Origin of the sequence: Streptomyces sp. B93 (assembly GCF_018070565.1) — a bacterium.
GTDB lineage: Bacteria > Actinomycetota > Actinomycetes > Streptomycetales > Streptomycetaceae > Streptomyces.
In genome coordinates this window covers 26286-44550 of record NZ_JAGPXL010000053.1, presented here as the reverse complement: position 1 = coordinate 44550, position 18265 = coordinate 26286, and the positions used below count along the sequence as shown (strand labels likewise).

Below are 18265 nucleotides of genomic sequence, written 5' to 3'. Positions count from 1 at the left end.
GACCGCAGTTCTCAATCAGCAGTCGGAGCGTCCCGGAGGACCGGGCGGCCATTCCTTCCGAGCCACAAGCGGCAGACCACCATCAGCCACACCCGGTCCTCCCGGACCGCCTCACATTCTTAGGGAATCACCATGGCCGTCCCGCAGACCGCGGCCGAGCGGCTGATCCGCATCGGCGAGGTGGCGCGAGGCGCCGGCGTCTCGGTACGCGCCGTGCGCTACTACGAGCAGCAGGGACTGCTCACCGCGGAGCGCAGCCCGTCCGGCCAGCGCCTCTACCGGCAGGACGCCATCGCCCTGGTGCGCTTCTTCCAGCAGATGTACGCCGCCGGCCTGACCAGCCGAAGAATCGCCGAACTCCTTCCGTGCTGGGACTCCGGACACACCGATGCCGAGCAGCGAGCCATGCTGCGCGCCGAGCGCGACCGCATCCAGGCCAAGGTCGACGACATGCAGGCCGCCCTGGACCGCCTCGACGAAGTCATCAGGATCACGGACGCCCACCCGTAGACGCCGGTCGGACACCGCACCGGCGATCTGCGGTCACGCTCACCGGGTTTCGCGGTCTGCCCGGTGGGTTCTCGAATGCGACGCGCCTGCTCTCGCTTGGCAGTGCGAGAGGGACGCGAGGTGGTTCCGGACGGCGTGGACCTCATCGACCTCGGCTCTCGCCTCCTCGTATCAGGGGCGCCGGGGTCCGCGGATCCCGGCGCCGCGGTGGTGGAGTTCCAGGGCCACCGGCGTTGCCGTGAAGACGGACGAGTACGTGCCGACGGCGAGGCCGATGAGGAGGGCCAGGGCGAAGTCGGTGAGTGAGGAGCCGCCGAGCACGGCGAGGGCGGCGAGGATGAAGGCGGCGCCCACGCCGGTGTTCACCGTGCGGGGCAGGGTCTGGAGGAACGCCTGGTTGGCGATGCCGGGCAGGGGCGCCCTGGGCGACTTGCGGGCCAGTTCCCTGACGCGGTCGAAGAGGACCACGGAGTCGTTGACCGAGTAGCCGATGACGGTGAGCAGGGCCGCCAGGAACACCCCGTCGACGGGCTTGCCGAGCCAGGCGAAGACACCGACGAGGATGACCACGTCATGGGTGAGGGCGACGACCGCGGCGGTACCGAACACCCAGCGGAAGCGCGCCGCGAGGTACACGAACTGCGCGCCGAGGGCCACGGCGAGCGCGATCAGGGCACCCCGGCGCAGCTCCTCGCCGAGGCTGGGGCCGATCAGTTCGTCGCGGACCTTGTCCGCACCGCCGGCGAGGTCGCGCACGACGCCGGTGACCTCGGTTTCCTCGGCGTTGGTCAGCGGTTCGGTGCGTACTGTCAGACCGCTGTCGCCGGAGGACTGCACGACGGCGCGGGGGAACCCGGCGTCGGCGAGCGCGGTGCGGGCCCGGTCGGGGTCGACGGGGGTGGTGACGGCGTACTCGATGAGGCGGCCACCGGTGAACTCCACGCCGAGGTCGACGCCGCGCACCGCGACGCCCGAGCCCGCCAGCACGAGCACGGCGGCGGAGGTGGCCAGCAAGCGGCGCGGGCGGCGCATCAGCTGGGGGTTGCGGCGGGTGAGGCGGTCGCGGACGGCGCCCGTGGTCGCGATGCCGGTGAGGCGGGGGCGGCGGCGTACCCGGGGGCGGCTCGTGGCGTACTCGGCGAGCACCCGGGTGACGACCAGGGCGCTGAACATCGAGGCGAGTACGCCGATGCCGAGGGTGACGCCGAAGCCCCGCACCGGCCCGGAGGCGAGGAAGAACAGCAGGGCGGCCGCGATCAGCGTGGTGATGTTGGAGTCGGCGATCGCGCTGAAGGCGTTGCGGAATCCGGCCGCCAGCGCCGAGCGGGGGCTGGGGCTTCGGCGGGCCGCGTGCTCCTCGCGGGCCCGTTCGAAGACCAGCACGTTGGCGTCCACGGCCATGCCGATCGCCAGAACGAAACCGGCCAGGCCCGGCAGGGTCAGGGTGGCGCCGAGCGCGGCCAGGGCGGCGTAGGAGACAAGGCCGTAGCAGGCCAGGGCCACGACGGCCAGGCCGCCCATCAGCCGGTAGACGACGATGATGAACAGCGCGGTCAGCGCGGTGCCGATGGCTGCCGACCAGGCGCTCGCGGTGATGGCCTGCGCCCCGAGGGTCGGGCCGACCGTGCGCTGTTCCACCGTCTCGACGGGGACGGGCAGGGCACCGCCGTTGACGAGCAGAGAGAGTTCGCGGGCTTCCTCCGGGCCGAAGGAGCCCGTGATCTGGGTGGCGCCGTCGCGGATGCCGGTGCCGCAGGCGACGGAGGGGTCGACCTGGGGCGAGGAGATGACCTTGTCGTCGAGGACGATGGCGACCCGCCGCGCAGGATCGCCCGCCGGGTGACAGGCTGCCTCGCCGGTCAGCCGGGCCCATCCGTCACGGCCGGTGCCCTCGAAGTCGACGGTGACATGCCATCCGGCGCCGCCCTGCTGGTCGAACCGGGCGGCGGCTTCCTCGACGTGCTCGCCGGTCAGGGCCGCGGTCCCCAGGCGCAGCGGCGTGCCGGACTCGTCGGGCAGGACCCGCTCGCGGGGCCGCTTCGGCAACGGGCGGGAGGTGCTGTCGGTGCTGTCGGCGGTGCCGAGCACCGCGTGGAAGGAGAGCTGCGCGGTACGGCCCAGGACGTCGGCGGCCTCCTTCGGGTCCTGCACACCGGGCAGTTCGACGATGATCCGGTTGTCGCCGGAGCGGACGAGGGTGGGTTCGGCGACGCCGAGCGCGTCGATTCGGCCGCGCAGGACCTCCAGGGTGCGATCGGTGGCCTCACTGTCGGCGTCGGCGGTGGCTGTGGAGCGGGTCTCGAGCACGATCTGTGTGCCACCGCGCAGGTCGAGCCCGAGGCGGACCGGCACGGTGACGGCGATGAACAGGGATACGGCGATCACGACAAGGGCGCACAGCGCCCTCACCCGGGCGGAACGGGTCACAGAAAGCCTCCGGCAGGCGCACCAGGACCACCGCGGGAGCGGTCCGGATGCTTCGAGGAGAGGGAAGAGGGTGGTGTATCAGGTGCCGGAGGTGTGAGGTGGTGCCCGCCCGCGGTCATGGGATGCGCGGGGCTCTGAGGCCGAGGTGTGTCCGGTCCGCGTCGAGAGCCGTGCCGGGCCGGGCGGGGTGACGGCCGTGCCCTGGCCGCAGGTGACGGGGTGGCAGCGAGGGGCGGGACGCTCCGGGTGCGGCTCCTGTCGCGTCGTGGCGCGGACGGTGCAGGTGGTGCCACATCCGTCGTCGGCGCGTGGGACGGTGTCGCGGTGGTGGCCCGCCGCTGCCGCCAGGTCGGCCGTTGGGCCGCCCGTCCCCGCGGGTCCGGCGAGGCCGAGCGCGGTCAGGAGCGTCAGGACGACGGCCGCCAGCATGGCGACGCCGGGGTGCCGGACGCCGCTGGTGCCGGGGGTGGTGCGCGCGGTGTGGTGCATGCACCGTCCCCCTTCATCGTCGTATGCGGTGCCGGCTTCCATCCCTCGGGGCGCCGTTGTCGGGCCGGGAGGTCAGGGTTCGATCAGGCCGACGCGGATGGCGTAGCGGGTGAGTTCCAGACGGTCCCGCAGGCCGAGTTTCTGAAGCAGGTTGGCGCGGTGCCGCTGGACCGTCTTGATGCTGATGAACAGCAGGTCGGCGATCTCCTTGGAGGAGTGGCCCTCGGCGACCAGCTTCAGGACCTCCTCCTCGCGCGGGGTGAGGATCTGGTCGGGGGTCTCCTCGCCGTGGCGGGCCCGGGTGAGGTAGTTGCGGATCAAGGCGGTGACCGCGCCCGGATAGAGGAAGGGCTCGTCCCGCATGGCGGCCCGGCAGGCGGCGACCAGGTCCCGGTCGGCGACGGACTTCAGCACGTACCCACTGGCCCCTGCCTTCAGAGCCTGGAAGAAGTACTGCTCGTTGTCGTGCATGGTGAGCATCAGGATCCGCAGGCCCGGCTTGAGGGCGGCGAGTTCGCGGGCGGCCTGGAGTCCGGTGAGGCGTGGCATGGCGATGTCGAGGACGGCCAGGTCGACGTCGTGGGTGCGGGCCAGCTCGATGGCCTCGGCACCGTCACCCGCCTCGGCGACCACCTCGAGGTCGGCTTCCTGGTCGAGGATGAGCCGCACACCGCGGCGGACCAGCGCGTGGTCGTCGGCGAGCAGAATGCGGATCGTGCTCGTCCCCGGCCCGGCGGGCGTGGTCGTCTCAGGCATGGTCAGGGCTGCTTCCTGGGAACGGGTGCGGTGAGCTGGACCCGGGTGCCGGCGCTGGGCGCCGGGGTGATGTCGAGGCTGCCCCCGATGAGCAGGGCCCGTTCGCGCATGCCGCGGATGCCGGCGCCTTCGCGGGGGGCCTTGATGCCGGAGCCGTCGTCGGTGACCGTCAGCACCACGCGGTCGTCGGTGTGCCGCAGGGCGACGGTGACCCGCTGGGCGTTCGCGTGCCGGGCGACGTTGGTCAGGGACTCCTGAGCGACCCGGTAGAGGACCAGTTCCGTCTCCGGCGCGAGGACCGGCAGGTCGGCGTCGAAGCGGCGGGCGACCCGCAGCCCGGTGTGGACGGCGAAGTCCTCGGTGAGCGAGGTCAGCGCGCTGACCAGACCCAGGTCGTCCAGCACGCCCGGCCGCAGCCTGCGCACCAGGCGGCGGACCTCGTCCAGGCTCTCCCGGGTGATCTCCCGCACCTCCTGGATCTCCTCGCGCAGGGGCGCCGGAGCGTCGTCCGCGGCGCGTTTGAGTCCCAGCAGGATCGCGGTCATGGTCTGGCCGACCTCGTCGTGCAGTTCCTGGGCGATACGGCGGCGCTCGGCCTCCTGGGCCAGCAGCGCCCGGGCACTGCTGGTGGCCCTCTCCTGCTCCAGCCGGTCCAGCATGGCGTTGAACGTGCGGATCACCTCGGCGACCTCGCCGCCGCCGGAAGCGGGCAGGCGCTGCCCCGGACGCAGCAGGTCCACCGTGGTCATCAGCTTCGTGAGCCGGTCCAGCGGGGCCAGGCCGAACCGCAGCAGTGCGGCGTTGGCGACCAGCATCACGGCCAGACCGGCGACCAGGATGACCGCCTCGGTGAGCAGCACCGGTACGGAGACGGTCACCGGAGCCCACAGCAGCAGCGCCGTGGCCGTGCCCAGCACCACCGCGTTGAGGGCGAAGATCCGCCAGAACAAGGACACCGGCCGTGCGCCTTCCCTTCTACAACCTCGGTTCACCTCCACCGTCGGGCACCGCGCAGCCCACCGCGTCCACGGCGCCGGGACGCTCCAGTGGGCCTGCGACCAGCCTGCCCCGCCCCGAGTACGCCGTCGATGGGACCCAGAACCCATTTCCCGGCGCGCGCGGCACCCACGGCGTCGTCGCATGGATCCTATGGCCCCGCGTAAATGGGGCCCGTGCCCGATAGGTATTCGCCGCCCGTCCGGCCACCGTGGAAGACACCGGACCGGTCGGCCGACGGGCGGCCCGCCAACGCCGCCAGGCAGCTCGCCGTCCGTCGCCCACCGCACGACGCCGCGCAAGCGGCATGTACGTACGTTCTTCAGGAGGGGACTGACCATGTCGCTCGACACCACCCGCGCCGAACCCCACCCGCATGAGGCGCGCCAGCGCCTGGAACACGCCCGCCGCTCCCGGCTGGCGCAGCTGGAGGCACTCAAGGAGACCGGCCAGACCGCGGACGACCACCTGCTGTCCGAGCAGAGGACCGCGATGGAGCGAGCCCTCAAGGAGATCGAGGAAGCCTTCGCCCGCGTCGAGGACGGCACCTACGGGACCTGCCTGGGCTGCGCCAAGCCGATCCCCGCGGAACGGCTGGAGATCCTCCCGTACACCCGCTTCTGCGTGGCCTGCCAACGCCGCGCCACCTGACCACCGCACGTTTCGACCACCCGCGCGTTGCCCTCAAAGGGGTGAAGTGGTGAACCACCAGACCATCAGCCAGAGCACGGCACAGTTGTCGGCCGAGGACCTCGCCGCCCTGCGCGAGAACCTGCACGAGCAGCGCCTGTTCCGTCAGGAGCAGCTGCGGCAGCTCGCCGGACCGGTCACCTCCCGCACCGGGGACCGGCTCCAGCAGCGGGCCGCCTCCCAGATCGAGGTGCACACCAAGCTCGCCGCCTCCGCCCGCATGGTCCTCAGCGACGTAGAAGCGGCCCTCGCCCGCATGGACGACGGCTCGTACGGCATCTGCCACCTGTGCCGACGCCCCGTCGACCGGGAGCGGCTGATGATCGTGCCGCAGGCCCGCTACTGCGCCCGCTGCCAGCAGGTCAAGGAGGCGCTCCCATGACCGGCGCGTCCCACCCTCACCCCGCCGCTCCGCACCGGCCCTGGCCGATGTGCCGACGCTGCTGCGGCATCGCCCTGGACATGGGAGGCGCCCGCACCCGCGCCTGGATCTCCGGCGAGGGCGTGGTGGTCGACGTGCCCACGGTGACCTTCCCCGGCACCGGCGCGCTGTACCCCGTCCAGCGCGGCACCATCGACACCCCGGGGTGCGCCCGCATGCTGCAACGCCTGCTCGGCAACCGCCTGCCCCGTCTCACCCGCCCCATGGTCATCGTCACGGTTCCCGTCCTGGGCGGCGTCGCCTACCGCACCCGGGCCCGCACCGCGGTCGACGTGCTGCGGCCGCGCGGCGTCCTGACCGTGCCCAGCGCCCGGGCCGTCGCCGTGGCGGCCGGTGCGGACCTGTCCCGTCCACTGATGGTGGTGGACATCGGCGCCCACCTCACCGAAGTGGTACTGCTGTCCGACGGCACCGTCACCGACGCCCGCCGCACCGCACTGGGCACCAGCGACCTGGACGGTACGACCACTCCCGAGCAGATCGCCGGGACGGTGGCCACGATGCTGACGGCGATGCTCCGCCAGGACCGCACCACGCTCACCGTCGACGCCCTGCACCGCGGCATCCTCCTGGCCGGGGGAGGCGCACTTCGTCCCGAGATCACCCACCACCTCACCGGCCGACTGCACACGCCGGTGCGCGTGGTCCCGGCGCCGCACACCGCAGCCGTCCGCGGCGCGGCCAAACTCCTGCACACCGCCCACACGCACCCCTCCGCCACCGGCCGGCGCCCGCCGGCTGTCCACCCTCACTAGGCCGCGCCGTCGTCACCGCTCTCCTCGGCACTCCGCGCCCCCTGCGTCCCTCGCCGAAAGGAGGACACGTGCCCGGCCGCGTACCCCCGTCCCCACCTCCGCCTCCACAGGAGCTGCCCCGGGTCATGCTCTGGCGCCTACGGCGCAACCCCCTGCGCCGCCGCAGCGACCTGCTCCAGGCATGGCTCGGCCTTGGCCTGCTGCTGACCGCACTGGCAGTGACCCCCCTCGCCATGCTCCTGGTCGGCGACGCGACCCACGACCACTACAGCCGCACCGCCCAACACCAGGCCAAAACCCGCCACCACACCACCGCGGTCCTCGTCGAGGACGCCCTACGCCACCCCGAACCGGGCTCCGCCGAAGCCAAGGAGACCCGCTACCCGACCAAGGTCCGCTTCACCGACCCCGACGGGCACACCCACACCGCCACCGCCGACGTCCCACCCGCACTGCCAGAGGGCAGCACCATCCGCGTCTGGGCCAGCACCGACGGAAGGATCACCGGCCCGCCCCTGACGCCCAACCAGATCCGCGACCGCGCCGTGGGCTCAGCCATCCTCTCCGCCCTCGGCGTCCATGCCACGGCAGCCACCGCCTACGGCACGGCCAGCCACCTCATCCACCGGCGCAACCTCACCGCATGGGACACCGCTTGGGCCGAGACAGCACGCCGCTGGGCGGCGTCGCCCTGAGCTGGTTCCTTGAAGAACCAGCGGCGCAGCGAGCGCACAGGCTGCGCGTTGAGGACGTTACGAGCCCTCGGGGCCCTCAGTGAACGCGGTGGCGTGGTCGGCGGCCCACTGGCGGAACGTTCGCGGCCCCGTCCCGAGAACGTCGGCCACCGCAGTGGTGACGTGCGCGGGCTGTCCGACCGCCGCGCGCCACGCCGAGAGCAGCATGTCGACGACCGAACTGGGCGCCGTACCCTCCCACAGCCTGCGGAACTCGTCCGGCGCGACCTCCTCGAAGGGGATCCGGCGTCCCAGGGTGTCCCCGATGACATCCACCTGCGCGGCCTGGGTCAGTGACTCGGGGCCGGTGAGGACGTAGTCGCCTCCGACGTACCCCTCCTGCCAGAGCGTCCGTGCCGCGACGGCTGCGACATCGCGGTCGTCGACCGGCGCCCACTCGGCGGCGCCGTAGGGCCATCGGACGGCCTCGCGGGTCCGGACCGCGGGGCCCCACCAGGCGAGGGAGTTCGAGGAGAACATCCCCGGCCGGATGATCGTCGCCTCGATTCCGGTGGCCGCGATGAGCCGCTCGATGCCGGCGTGCAGCACCGCCATGGGATTGGGCTGCTGGAAGAAGGGGTGCGGCGTCTGGTGCGGGGAGGAGAGGAAGACGACCCGCCGCACGCGGTCTGCCAGCCGCTCGACGACTGCCGCGGCGGTCTGAGGCGGGGCCGTCCACACGAGGAAGACAGCACCGGCGCCGTTCAGTGCCGGGTCGAGCGACTCGGGCACCGTGAGGTCGCCGGTGAAGACCTCCACCTTCGTCGGCAGCGTTGCCGCCGTCTCGGCGCGGCGTGTGAGGGCGCGGACCGGAACGCCCGCGTCGAGGAGTTGGTCGATGACGAGGCGGCCGATCCGGCCCGTCGCCCCGGTGACGAGCACGGGAGGAATGTCTGTCTGATGCACGCCGCCATGAAAACGTTACTCGGTAAAAAATGCAACCTGGTTATGAATGTTACGGTGGTTGGGTGAGCGAGTCGACGGGACTGCGGGCCCGCAAGAAGGAGCGGACGCGCGAAGCCATCGGCGACGTGGCCGTCTCGCTGTTCCTGGAGCGCGGCTTCGACCGCGTCTCGGTCAACGACATCGCCGCGGCGGCCGAGATCTCCAAGCCGACCCTCTTCCGGTACTTCCCGACCAAGGAAGACCTGGTGCTGCACCGGTTCGCGGACCACCAGGGCGAGGCGGCACGCGTCGTACGTGGCCGCAGGTCCGGCATCGAGCCGGTGACGGCGCTGCACCGGCACTTCCGCGCCGGTCTCGACCGGTACGACCCCGTCACCGGCCTCAACGATCACCCCGAGGTCGTGGCGTTCCACCGGCTGGTGTTCACCACACCGAGCCTCGCGGCACGGCTCACGCGGTACCAGCTCGAGGACGAGGAGGCACTGGCGGACGCCCTCGGCGAAGGCATCCAGGCACGCCTGCGAGCCGCCCAGGTGCTCGCTGTCCAACGGGTGCTCGCCCGGACCAACTGGCAGCGGATCGCCGACGGCCGGACCGCCCGCGACGTGCACCCCGAGGCCGTAGCCGATGCGGACCAGGCGTTCGGCCAACTGCGGTGACAGACGACGTGCCGGTAGCTGCTGATCGTCGGAAAGGCGGGCACGGCGTGCCACAGACGCTCGTCGACCAGGATGCGGGCCTTGCCCCGGCAGCCCTCGGCGTACTGGTGGGCTCCCGAGACATGAGTCAGGCCGTAGTCGACCCCATGGACGCTCCGTCCGGACTGTTCGGCCTCCCGTGTGGTCAGGCCGACGGATGCCACCTCTGGGTCGGCGAGGACGACCTGCGGGACGGCCTACGGCCGACTGCTGGAGCAGTGGCACGACCACCCGTGGAGTGGCCGGAGCCGGCCGTGAATCGCCCGGGCCCTGATGATGCCGGTCTCCCGGCCGGGGCCGCTGGGCCCGCGGGGACTCGTACGACGACACGCCCGCGGTCCGGGCGGGAGGCGCGGCCGGAAGCACCCGCGCCCGCACCGTCGGCGCGCGAGACGACCGGTCAGCCCCCGTGGAGCCGGCGCGGCCACCGGCCGAGTCGGAGCGGCCCGCGTCCCGGATGCCGGGCTGCGTGGAACGCGGGCTCCACTCCCGTCTCGCGCGCCGTCCGCCGCCTGTGGCCGGAGGCCGACGTGCCGACAGAACAGGGCTGCTGCGGCGCGCCGCAGGCGCACAGTGGTGACTCGGAGGCCTGAGCGAAGGACGGCATGCCCGACTGCTCGGCTCGGGCGTACCAGCGTCGACGCGGGGAGAGACGGAGGAGTGCGACTCCTTCTCACATCGGCTCCGTGGGCGCGGAGTCAGACCCGGGACATCTCGGAAGGGTTGGTCGGCCGCGCTCCGGTTGGCCAGGTCTGACCGCCGCCCGGCCGCCCCCGCGCGGCACCGCGGTCAGCCCTTGACCGCGGAACTGGCGACCCCTTGGACGAACCAGCGCTGGAAGAAGGCGAAGACGACGAGGACCGGCAGGACCAGCAGCACGCCGAAGGCGAGGATCTGGCCCCAGTCGGGGGGCTGCTGCCCCTGGAAGACGCTCATCTCCAGGGGGAGGGGACGCACCGACGGGTCGGACACCATCAGCACCGGCCACAGGAAGGAGCCCCACTGGATGAGGAAGGTGAGGATCGCGACCGAGGCGAACACCGGCCGGGACATCGGCACGATGATCGCGAAGAAGGTGCGCCAGGGCCCCGCGCCGTCCAGCCGGGCCGCTTCCTCGATGCTCGGCGGGATCTTCCGGAAGAACGTGTGGAACTGGTAGATCGCGAAGGCGTTGGCGATGAACGGCAGGGCCTGGATGAACAGGGTGTTGCGCTGGCCGTTGAACATATAGAACAGCGGCACCGCCACCGACTCGAACGGGATCAGCATGAGCAGTAGTACGAGGGTGAACACCGCTTTCTGCCCACGCCACTTCAGCCGGGTGAGCCCGTACGCCGCCATCGAGTTGACGATCAGCCCGCCCGTGACCACCACGAACGCCAGCAGCACCGACACGCCCATGAACTGCCAGAAGTAGCCGGTGCTCTCCGAGTTCAGGCTGTCGAGGACGGCGGCGTAGTTGTCGAAGGAGAGGTGGGTGGGCAGGAAGCCGGACAGGCCGTTCAGGACCTCGTCGGACGGCTTCAGACTGCCGAGGAAGAGGTAGAGCGCGGGCAGGGCGAAGACGAACGCCAGGACGCTCAGGACGGTGTAGTCGAGCACGCGGCGCACGGGGGTAGGTGTCATGGCCATGGTTCAGTCAGTCCTCGTTGTCGGGCCGGACGACGCGGCGCTGGACGATGGTCAGGGCGACCACGATCAGGAAGAACACCACCGTGACGGCCGAGGCCTGGCCGATGTCGTTCTGGTCGAACGCGGTGGTGACGGCCTGGTACATCACCGTGCGGGTGGCGTCCTCGTCCAGGCCGCCGCCGCGGATGAGGATGTACACCTGGTCGAAGACGCGGAAGGACAGCACCGAGGTCAGCATCGCGACGAACACCAGGGTGCCGCGGATGCCGGGCAGGGTGACGTGCCGGAACCGCTGCCAGCGCGAGGCCCGGTCCAGCGCGGCGGCCTCGTAGAGTTCGCCCGGGATCTGCTGGAGCCCGGCCAGCAGGATGACCATCTGGAAGCCGACGCCCTGCCACACCGACAGCACGATGATCGAGCCCATCGCGGTGAGACCGTCACCGAGCCAGTCGAAGGCGCCCCAGTTGCCGAAGGTCACCGCGTCGAGCGCGGAGTTGAGCATGCCCTGCTCGCCGCGGGCGAGGATCAGCCGCCAGATCACGGCGACCAGCGCCATCGGGAAGACGACCGGCATGAAGAAGAAGGACCGGAACAGGCCGATGGCCTTCAGCTTACGGTTGAGCAGGATCGCCAGCGCCAGCGCGAGGCTGGTCTGGAGCGGTACGACGACCACGGCGAAGGTCAGGTTGTTCAGCAGTGCCCGCAGGAACGGGCCGGACAGGTCGGGGTCGGTGAACAGCCGCCGGTAGTGCTCCACGCCGAAGAAGGCGGGCTCCAGCGGGGAGCCGAGGCGGACGTTGTAGAAGGAGAGCACGACGGCGTAGCCGAACGGGATGCCGACGAAGGTGATCAGCCCGCCGACGGCCGGGGCGGACATCAGCAGCCCGTGCAGCCGGTCGCGGTTGCCGCGCGGGCGGCGCGAGGGGCTCGCGGGGGGCATGGACGAGGCGGCCGGCGTACGGTGTGAGGTCGCGGCGTGTGCGGGTTCCACGGTTTTCACGGGAGGTTCCTGTTCCCGGCCCGGGCGGGCCCGCCGGCGTGTCGCCGACGGCGGGCCCGCCCGGGCCGATGCGTCCTGCGGGCTACGGGATCTCGTAGCCGGCGTTGTCGGCGAAGTCCCGGTCGATGGCGCGGGCGGCCTTGCGCAGGGCCTCCTGCGGGTCGGCACCGCCGTAGATCGAGTTCAGGGCCGTGTGGAACTTGGCGGTGACCGTGGGGTACCCGGCGGTCACCGGACGGGTGACGGCGACACAGGAGTCGTCGACGGCGCTGTCGCCGCAGGACCGGGCGAGCTGGTCGGCGAAGAGCTGGAGAGGCCCGCCCTCCCGGTACAGCTCGCTCTTGGCGAGCGCGGTCCTGGTGGCGGGCACCGCGCCGTTGGCCTTCGTCATCGCGCCGACGTTGGTGTCGTTGAGGAGGTAGTCCAGGAAAGTGCCCGCGGCCTTGCCGTTCTCGCTGTGGGCGCCGATGCCCCAGGCCCACGAACCCTGCCCGGTCCTGGGACCGTTGCCGAAGTCCGGCAGCGGCAGGACGACGAGGTCGTCACCGAGGGCCTCGCCGTAGGCGGGGTACATCCAGTGGCCGACCCAGCTCAGCGCCACCTTGCCGTTGGTGAAGGCGTTGCCGTCGGTGTTGGGGTCGACGTACGCCTTCCAGGACTGGAAGGTCTTCATCGCGGAGACGACCTTGGGACTGTCGAGGGCGCCCTCCGCCTTGCCGTCCTTGAGCAGGGCACCGCCGGCCGACCACACGATCGGGGAGAAGCCGTAGGTGCCCCACTCGGTGGCCAGGCCGTACTGCTCCGATATGTCGAGGACCTTCCCGTCGGGGTCCTCGGCCTTCAGCGCCTTCAGCGCCTGGCCGAACTCCTCGGCCGTCCAGGCGTCCTCCACACTCTTCGGATACGTCACACCGGCCGCGTCCAGCTGTTTCTTGTTGGCGTACAGACCGAGCCCGGAATCGAACATGCCCAGGCCGTAGTGCTTGCCGTCGATCTCGCCCTGCGCCTTGACGGCGTCGGTGGCGTTGCCGAGGGTCCGGGTGGAGACGTGGTCGTCGACCGGGGCGAGCTTGCCGTTGTAGACGAAGTTCGCCATCGTCGGGCCGTCGAACTCCAGCACGTCCGGCAGTTCGGAGGCGTCGGTGGCGGTGATGGTCTTCGTGTAGTCGTTCTCGGGGATCAGCTTCAGCTCGGCCTTGATGTCGCTCTGCGAGGAGTTGAAGGACTTCACCGCGTTCTGCAACGCGGCTGTCTCGCTCGCCTGACCCTGGTGGGCCCAGATGCTGATCGTGCCCTTGCCGCTGCCCTCCTCGGCCGAGGTGTCGCCCGTGCCGCCCCCGCCGCCGCAGGCGGCCAGCGCGGCCAGCGGCAGGAGGGCGAGGGCCGTCAGGCCTGTCCGGCGGTGTCTTCCGGGTGCGTTGGTCATGGTGGTACCTCCGAGCGGTGTGCGGTGGGTGCGTGGACGGTGGAGCCGGGGGCGGATCGGCCCTCCGGGAACGGATGGTTGACGAGGCGTGCGCGGGTTACCGCTGCCGCCGGCTGTGCGGCGGAGCGGTGGTCTCGCGGAGGACGAGGCGGATGGGCATCTCGACGGGAGCCGCCGGCCCGGCGTCCGGGTCGTCGAGCTGGGCCAGCAGCAGCCGGGCCGCCTCCCGGCCCTGGGCGGCGACCGGCTGGGCCACGGTGGTCAGTCCGACGACCTCGGACAGCTCGTGATCGTCGAAGCCCACGACGGACACGTCGTCCGGCACCCTCAGCCGGTGTCGGCGCAGGGCGCGCAGCGCACCCATCGCCATCTCGTCGGACTGGGCGAACACGGCGGTCGGCGGGTGACGCAGCGCCAGGAGCTCGGTCATGGCCCGCTCGCCACCCTCGACGGTGTATCCGCCGTCCGCCTCCAGGCCGCTGTCGTGCTCGATCCCGGCGTCGGCCAGCACGTCCAGGTAGCCCTGGCGGCGGTCCAGGGGAGTGGTCCAGTGCAGCGGCTCGCTGGCCCCGGAGATGATGCCCACCCGGCGGTGGCCGAGGTTCACCAGGTGCCGTACGGCGCTCTCCGCCCCGCCCCGGTCGTCGATGCCGACCACCGTGAAGCCGGGTCGGGCGCCGCCGACCGTGGTCGCCAGCGGGACGTCCAAGGAGCGCAGGGCGGCTGCCTCCTGCGGGTCCGGGATCAGCAGGGACAGCACGGCGTCGACCCGCTTGCGGATCGGGAGCTTGGTGAAGAAGCGCTTGCGTACCTCCGGTGAGCCGAGGTTGTAGAGCAGGACGTCGTAGCCGGCGGCGCTGAACACCTTCTCGGCCGCGTCCAGGACGGTGCCGAAGAACCAGCGGCCTACGTACGGGACGACGACGCCGATGGTGTAGGTGCGCCCGCTGGCCAGGCTGGACGCCGAGCGGGACGCGGTGTAGCCCAGGTCGGCGGCGACCGCGACGATCCGGGCCCGCATCTCCTCCGACACTCCGGGGCGCCCACGCAGAGCGCGGGACACGGTGGACGCCGAGACACCGGTGGCCTCGGCGACATCGGTGATGCTGACCGTCACGGGACGCTCCTTGTTCTGGTACGCGCCGCGTGGCCGGGGTCCGGCAGCACGTCGGCGTGAGGGGGAGTGACGAGACCGTAGACCCGCCCCAGCAGTTGCGCAAGCGTTTGCGTTCGGATTTACTGCGGCTGGTCACCAGAGGAACTCTCACCAGCTAGAGCACAGCGCACACGCTTGAGTGCCGCTGTCGGCAGACAGGACCCGTCCATGCGATACGCGCCGCCCGGCCTCTGCGTGAACGATTTCGACCTCCTGCGCCACGGGGACGGCACCTACACCGTGCTGCACCTGCAGGGCCCGTGGACGGCCGAGTTCGACCACCTGCGCATGGAGACCTCCTACGGCCGGGCCACCTCCGCCGACCTGGTCCACTGGGAGCCGCAGGGCACCGCCTTCGGCAACGGCCTGCCGGGCCGCTTCGACCAGCAGGCGGTGTGGACCATGCACGCCTTCCCGCACGGCCCCGGTATGGCGATGCTCTACACCGCCGTCTCGGGACTCACCCCCGATGGTTGGCCCCTGCAGTCGGTGGGCCTGGCGTACTCCGACCGCACCGACGGCACCGGCTGGCGCCGCCACGGCACGGGGCCGGTCGTCGAGGCCGACCCGCGCTGGTACCGCACGGGTGAACGCATGGGCTGGCGCGACCCCTTCGTCGTACGCGACGACGAGTCCGACGGCTGGGTCATGGTGCTCTGCGCCGCCGACGCCGCCCTGCCCGCCGACGTCAGCGGCTGCGTGGCATGGGCGACCTCCGACGACCTGGAGGACTGGACCGTCCAGCCTCCGCTCGTCTCCCCGGGAGACGTCGACGAGTTGGAGTGCCCCGTGCTCGAACGCCTCGACGACGGCAGTTGGCTGCTGCTCGGTTCCATCGGCGCGACCCGGGGTTTCGAGGCGTGGACCGCGCCCCGCCTGCGTGGCCCGTGGACGCGTCGCGGCCCGCTCGGCCCGACGGGCGCGTACGCCCCGCGTGTCGTCGCCGCCCCCGACGGCTCCCGCGTCGTGCTGCACACCACGCCGCGCCGCGTCGGCCTCACCGACACTGGTGACCGCTGCCGCGGCATGCTCGCGCAGCCCAAGAAGCTCGTCGCCCTGCCGGGCGAGGCGCCGCACCTCGCGTGGTGGCCGGGCCTGGAGCCCTGGCTCCGGGAGGAGAGCCACGATCCCGCGCTGCACGCGGTCGGCGACGTCGAGGTCAGCGACCGCGTCGAGGTCGTGCTACGCGCTGAACATCCCGGCGACGACCGCGTCGCCCTCGCCGTGGTCTGCGACGGCACCGATCTCCGGATCACCGGGCCCGGGGGAGAGGCGCTGGCCTGGACCGCTCTGCCGAGCCTCCCCGCCACGCTGCGCATCCTCACGGTCGGTGAGTACGTCGAGGTCTACGCCGACGACACCTTCGCACTGACCGCTCTGAGCTATTCCGGCCGGCCCGTCCCCTGGACGGCGGTCACCGGCGAGGGTGCCAGTCCGGTCCCGGTCCGCCCGATCCGCTTGCCCGACCCGTTCCGGGACGACGCCTCCGCGGTGTGGCCCGGTGTGACGGCAACGCCCGTGGACGCCGCTGGTCGGAGGTGACCTCCGGCGACCGTGTGCCTGAGCTGCTCCTGAGTCCGACCTCCGTGCCACCGAAGAGTGTGATGTCCGCCCGGGGCGGGCCTGCGGCAGCGTCGACGGCGGGGTTCACCTCAGTGAACCCGGCGGGTGTGGCGACATCGCGTCGAAGACCCGCCAACGCTCCGGCCGTTGGCACCGTGAGGCCGTCCGGCTATCGGCGGCTGCCCCGGCCTCCAGCACGTGACTCCAGCGTCACGGCGACCATGCCCTCGACCTGGTGGGGCAGTTGAGCCTGACTCCTTCTTGCCTGTGCCGACCCGCATGCGGCTCGCCCGCGAGTCCGGCCGTCCGCCGGTCGGCCAACCCCGAGCGCCACTTCCTCGCCGTATCCGCGGATACCGTGGGCTCCGCAGCCACACGACTTCGGCGGTACCAGGACCCGAGACACGAGAACAGGCTACGGACTTGGGCCCGGGATCTCCGGCGCACGACACTAGCCCGGCATCTCCGTCCGCTCCCACCACTCGTAGACGGGGAGGCGGCCCTCGGGCGTGTCCGCCTGGCGCGCCGTCGGCCTGAAGTGCTCGTAGCCGTTGCGCAGCTCGATTTTCACGTCCGGCCCGGTGGACGGGGCCAGGACGATCCGGTCGGGCAGGTCATCGGGGCCACCCTCGAGAAACACCTTCGACGTGTCGTTCATGAGTTCACCGGTTCCCCTCGTCAGAAGCCTGTGTCCCACGCCGTGCGCAGGATCAGCCGGGTGGGCGATCCGACCGGCCGGTTCCCGTCGGTCCGGCGTCCGCCGCCGTCCACGGATCAGCGTATGGCCGGCTTCCGTCCCCCGCCCTCCGTCCGCCGGTGACGGCGGATACTGGTCGAACGACCATGGCCGCGTCCGCCGTCACCCCGCGTACCGCGCACACCGCCGACCTGGTCGCCGCCGAACTACGAGAGGTGCGCGCCCGGTTGGACGACGCTCTCGACGTCGACTTCGCCGACGAGGACTAAGATCAGGGCCTCGGTGGCATGCACGTCCTCATGCACGGCGGCGGCCGGCTCCTCGCGCACGGCGCGGTGGTCGTGCGGCGCATCCGGTACCGGGACCGTCGGCTGTGGGTCGGCCACGTGGCGGCGGTCGCCGTACGGTCCGACGCGCGCCGCTCGGGGCTCGGCGGTCGGGCGATGGCGGAGCTGGAGCGGGTGATCGACCGGCCCTATGACGCGGGGATGCTGTCCGCTACCGACGTGGGGCCGCGCTGTACGCCGCCCGCGGCTGGAGGGTGTGGGGCGGGCGGGTCTGCGCGCTGGGCCCGCAGGGCATCGTGCGGCTGTCCGGAGAGGAGGAGGGCCTGTTCGTGCGGCCCGCCCTCGCCGGTCTGCTCGACCTCGCGTCCGAGCTGGTCTTCGACTGGTGGGACGGGGACGTGCTCTGACGGTTCGAGGGGTTCCGCACCGTGGCCCAGCGGTTCGTCCGCAGATCATCAAGCCCCAGGCGCGGGGCGTCGTCACGACGGGCCGAATCGAATATGGGGCAGGGCTCCGGCGGCGGGCGCTCAGCGAGGGCGCGTTCGGCCTTGGCCTGGACGGACAGCGGGTAGGGCGGGTGTGCCAGCTGGGCCAGGACTGTGGCGGGCCCCGGCCCTGGCCGGGAGGGGCGGCTGCCGGGGGCCGATGCGCGCCAGGGAGTCGACTGCCGCCTCTGCGGTCTTCGGTTCCGCGTCCGCCGCCAGGTCTGTGAGGGCGGTGATCACTTCCTCCGTGCGGAAGCTGACGAGTGTTTCGGCTGCCCGCAGTCGGAGCGTCTCGGAGTTCGACCGGGCCGCGCCCAGCAGCACCGGGATGGCTTCCCCGCCGCCGATCCGTCCCAGTGCCGTGACCGCGCGCCCGCAGGGGGGTGGCTCTTCCTCGTCCCCGGCCAAGGTCACGAGAGCTGGGACGGCTGGGAGGTGACCGAGCGGGCCCAGCGCCTCGACGGCGGCGCGGCGCAGGGCGGGCGGCTCGTCGGGTGTGAGGGCGGCGAGCAGCCCGGGGCGGCGCCCTCGTGCCACAGCGGGCCGAGCGCGACAGCCACGTCCCGCCGGGACACCGGAGCACCCTCGTATCCGCGCCCGCCGCCCGGCCGGTCCT

Annotated in this window: 18 protein-coding genes and 2 pseudogenes; 8 read left to right on the top strand and 12 right to left on the bottom strand. The window is 72.0% G+C overall.

Annotation, left to right across the window (positions count from 1 at the left end; translation table 11 throughout):
• Positions 1-132: 132 nt before the first annotated feature.
• Positions 133-510 carry a MerR family transcriptional regulator gene (locus KBY47_RS31795; RefSeq protein WP_210927310.1) on the top strand — a complete coding sequence of 126 codons (378 nt, stop codon included), beginning with the start codon at positions 133-135 and terminating at the stop codon, positions 508-510.
• Positions 511-681: 171 nt separating this feature from the next.
• On the opposite strand, the gene secD is transcribed toward KBY47_RS31795, so the two are convergent.
• The 4 genes from secD to KBY47_RS31775 form a co-directional block, all read right to left on the bottom strand.
• Complete coding sequence (secD, locus tag KBY47_RS31790; RefSeq protein WP_210927308.1) at positions 682-2937, bottom strand: protein translocase subunit SecD; 2256 nt, start codon at positions 2935-2937, stop codon at positions 682-684.
• A gap of 78 nt (positions 2938-3015) precedes the next feature.
• Positions 3016-3426: a hypothetical protein gene (locus KBY47_RS31785; protein WP_210927306.1), complete on the bottom strand. Its 411-nt coding sequence runs from the start codon at positions 3424-3426 to the stop codon at positions 3016-3018.
• Between the two features lie 72 nt (positions 3427-3498).
• Positions 3499-4182: a response regulator transcription factor gene (locus KBY47_RS31780; RefSeq protein WP_210927304.1), complete on the bottom strand. Its 684-nt coding sequence runs from the start codon at positions 4180-4182 to the stop codon at positions 3499-3501.
• A 2-nt stretch (positions 4183-4184) separates the two neighbouring features.
• Positions 4185-5138: a sensor histidine kinase gene (locus KBY47_RS31775; protein WP_210927302.1), complete on the bottom strand. Its 954-nt coding sequence runs from the start codon at positions 5136-5138 to the stop codon at positions 4185-4187.
• 379 nt (positions 5139-5517) lie between these two features.
• Between KBY47_RS31775 and KBY47_RS31770 the strand changes: the two genes are divergently transcribed.
• The 4 genes from KBY47_RS31770 to KBY47_RS31755 all read left to right on the top strand — a co-directional run bounded on the left by KBY47_RS31770 (position 5518) and on the right by KBY47_RS31755 (position 7760).
• Positions 5518-5829, top strand: coding sequence for a TraR/DksA C4-type zinc finger protein (locus KBY47_RS31770; protein WP_210927300.1), 312 nt, complete (start codon positions 5518-5520; stop codon positions 5827-5829).
• Positions 5830-5875: 46 nt separating this feature from the next.
• Complete coding sequence (locus tag KBY47_RS31765) at positions 5876-6250, top strand: TraR/DksA C4-type zinc finger protein (protein ID WP_210927298.1); 375 nt, start codon at positions 5876-5878, stop codon at positions 6248-6250.
• A complete protein-coding gene (locus KBY47_RS31760) occupies positions 6247-7065 on the top strand; it encodes a rod shape-determining protein (protein WP_210927296.1) in 819 nt (272 codons plus the stop codon). The genes KBY47_RS31765 and KBY47_RS31760 overlap by 4 nt, the downstream gene beginning before the upstream one ends.
• A gap of 125 nt (positions 7066-7190) precedes the next feature.
• Positions 7191-7760, top strand: a complete 570-nt coding sequence (locus KBY47_RS31755; RefSeq protein ID WP_210927294.1) for a hypothetical protein — start codon at positions 7191-7193, stop codon at positions 7758-7760.
• Between the two features lie 57 nt (positions 7761-7817).
• Here the strand turns inward: KBY47_RS31755 and KBY47_RS31750 are convergent, their stop codons facing one another.
• Positions 7818-8705, bottom strand: coding sequence for an NAD(P)H-binding protein (locus KBY47_RS31750; RefSeq protein ID WP_308405366.1), 888 nt, complete (start codon positions 8703-8705; stop codon positions 7818-7820).
• 62 nt (positions 8706-8767) lie between these two features.
• Between KBY47_RS31750 and KBY47_RS31745 the strand changes: the two genes are divergently transcribed.
• Positions 8768-9364: a TetR/AcrR family transcriptional regulator gene (locus KBY47_RS31745; protein ID WP_210927292.1), complete on the top strand. Its 597-nt coding sequence runs from the start codon at positions 8768-8770 to the stop codon at positions 9362-9364.
• Between the two features lie 20 nt (positions 9365-9384).
• Here the strand turns inward: KBY47_RS31745 and KBY47_RS37290 are convergent.
• From KBY47_RS37290 to KBY47_RS31720, 5 genes and pseudogenes are all read right to left on the bottom strand, one after another.
• Positions 9385-9600 (bottom strand): annotated as a pseudogene (locus KBY47_RS37290) (pyridine nucleotide-disulfide oxidoreductase); the annotation flags it as partial.
• A gap of 592 nt (positions 9601-10192) precedes the next feature.
• Entirely contained in the window at positions 10193-11035 is an 843-nt protein-coding gene (locus tag KBY47_RS31735) for a carbohydrate ABC transporter permease (protein ID WP_210927290.1), read from the bottom strand.
• A 7-nt stretch (positions 11036-11042) separates the two neighbouring features.
• Positions 11043-12035, bottom strand: coding sequence for a carbohydrate ABC transporter permease (locus KBY47_RS31730; RefSeq protein WP_210927288.1), 993 nt, complete (start codon positions 12033-12035; stop codon positions 11043-11045).
• A gap of 82 nt (positions 12036-12117) precedes the next feature.
• Positions 12118-13461 carry a sugar ABC transporter substrate-binding protein gene (locus KBY47_RS31725; RefSeq protein WP_210927286.1) on the bottom strand — a complete coding sequence of 448 codons (1344 nt, stop codon included), beginning with the start codon at positions 13459-13461 and terminating at the stop codon, positions 12118-12120.
• Between the two features lie 97 nt (positions 13462-13558).
• Positions 13559-14578, bottom strand: a complete 1020-nt coding sequence (locus KBY47_RS31720; protein ID WP_210927284.1) for a LacI family DNA-binding transcriptional regulator — start codon at positions 14576-14578, stop codon at positions 13559-13561.
• A 207-nt stretch (positions 14579-14785) separates the two neighbouring features.
• On the opposite strand from KBY47_RS31720, the gene KBY47_RS31715 reads away from it, so the two are divergent.
• Positions 14786-16159, top strand: coding sequence for a mucin-1 (locus KBY47_RS31715; RefSeq protein ID WP_210927282.1), 1374 nt, complete (start codon positions 14786-14788; stop codon positions 16157-16159).
• Positions 16160-16631: 472 nt separating this feature from the next.
• Here KBY47_RS31715 and KBY47_RS31710 read toward each other — a convergent pair whose 3' ends face one another.
• The gene (locus tag KBY47_RS31710) at positions 16632-16838 is read right to left on the bottom strand and encodes a DUF5988 family protein (protein ID WP_210927280.1); all 207 of its coding nucleotides are present in this window, start codon (positions 16836-16838) and stop codon (positions 16632-16634) included.
• 185 nt (positions 16839-17023) lie between these two features.
• On the opposite strand from KBY47_RS31710, the pseudogene KBY47_RS31705 reads away from it, so the two are divergent.
• Positions 17024-17571, top strand: a pseudogene (locus KBY47_RS31705) (GNAT family N-acetyltransferase).
• Between the two features lie 120 nt (positions 17572-17691).
• Here KBY47_RS31705 and KBY47_RS37425 read toward each other — a convergent pair.
• Positions 17692-18186, bottom strand: coding sequence for a HEAT repeat domain-containing protein (locus tag KBY47_RS37425; RefSeq protein ID WP_210927278.1), 495 nt, complete (start codon positions 18184-18186; stop codon positions 17692-17694).
• Positions 18187-18265 lie beyond the last annotated feature (79 nt).

Excerpts from the sequence above, each read along its gene's own strand:
- KBY47_RS31735 (WP_210927290.1), bottom strand. The coding sequence starts at position 11,035 with ATGGCCATGACACCTACCCCCGTGCGCCGCGTGCTCGACTACACCGTC.
- KBY47_RS31715 (WP_210927282.1), top strand. The coding sequence starts at position 14,786 with ATGCGATACGCGCCGCCCGGCCTCTGCGTGAACGATTTCGACCTCCTG.
- KBY47_RS31725 (WP_210927286.1), bottom strand. The coding sequence starts at position 13,461 with ATGACCAACGCACCCGGAAGACACCGCCGGACAGGCCTGACGGCCCTC.
- KBY47_RS31785 (WP_210927306.1), bottom strand. The coding sequence starts at position 3,426 with ATGCACCACACCGCGCGCACCACCCCCGGCACCAGCGGCGTCCGGCAC.
- KBY47_RS31780 (WP_210927304.1), bottom strand. The coding sequence starts at position 4,182 with ATGCCTGAGACGACCACGCCCGCCGGGCCGGGGACGAGCACGATCCGC.
- KBY47_RS31755 (WP_210927294.1), top strand. The coding sequence starts at position 7,191 with ATGCTCTGGCGCCTACGGCGCAACCCCCTGCGCCGCCGCAGCGACCTG.
- KBY47_RS31770 (WP_210927300.1), top strand. The coding sequence starts at position 5,518 with ATGTCGCTCGACACCACCCGCGCCGAACCCCACCCGCATGAGGCGCGC.
- KBY47_RS31710 (WP_210927280.1), bottom strand. The coding sequence starts at position 16,838 with ATGAACGACACGTCGAAGGTGTTTCTCGAGGGTGGCCCCGATGACCTG.
- KBY47_RS31760 (WP_210927296.1), top strand. The coding sequence starts at position 6,247 with ATGACCGGCGCGTCCCACCCTCACCCCGCCGCTCCGCACCGGCCCTGG.
- KBY47_RS31795 (WP_210927310.1), top strand. The coding sequence starts at position 133 with ATGGCCGTCCCGCAGACCGCGGCCGAGCGGCTGATCCGCATCGGCGAG.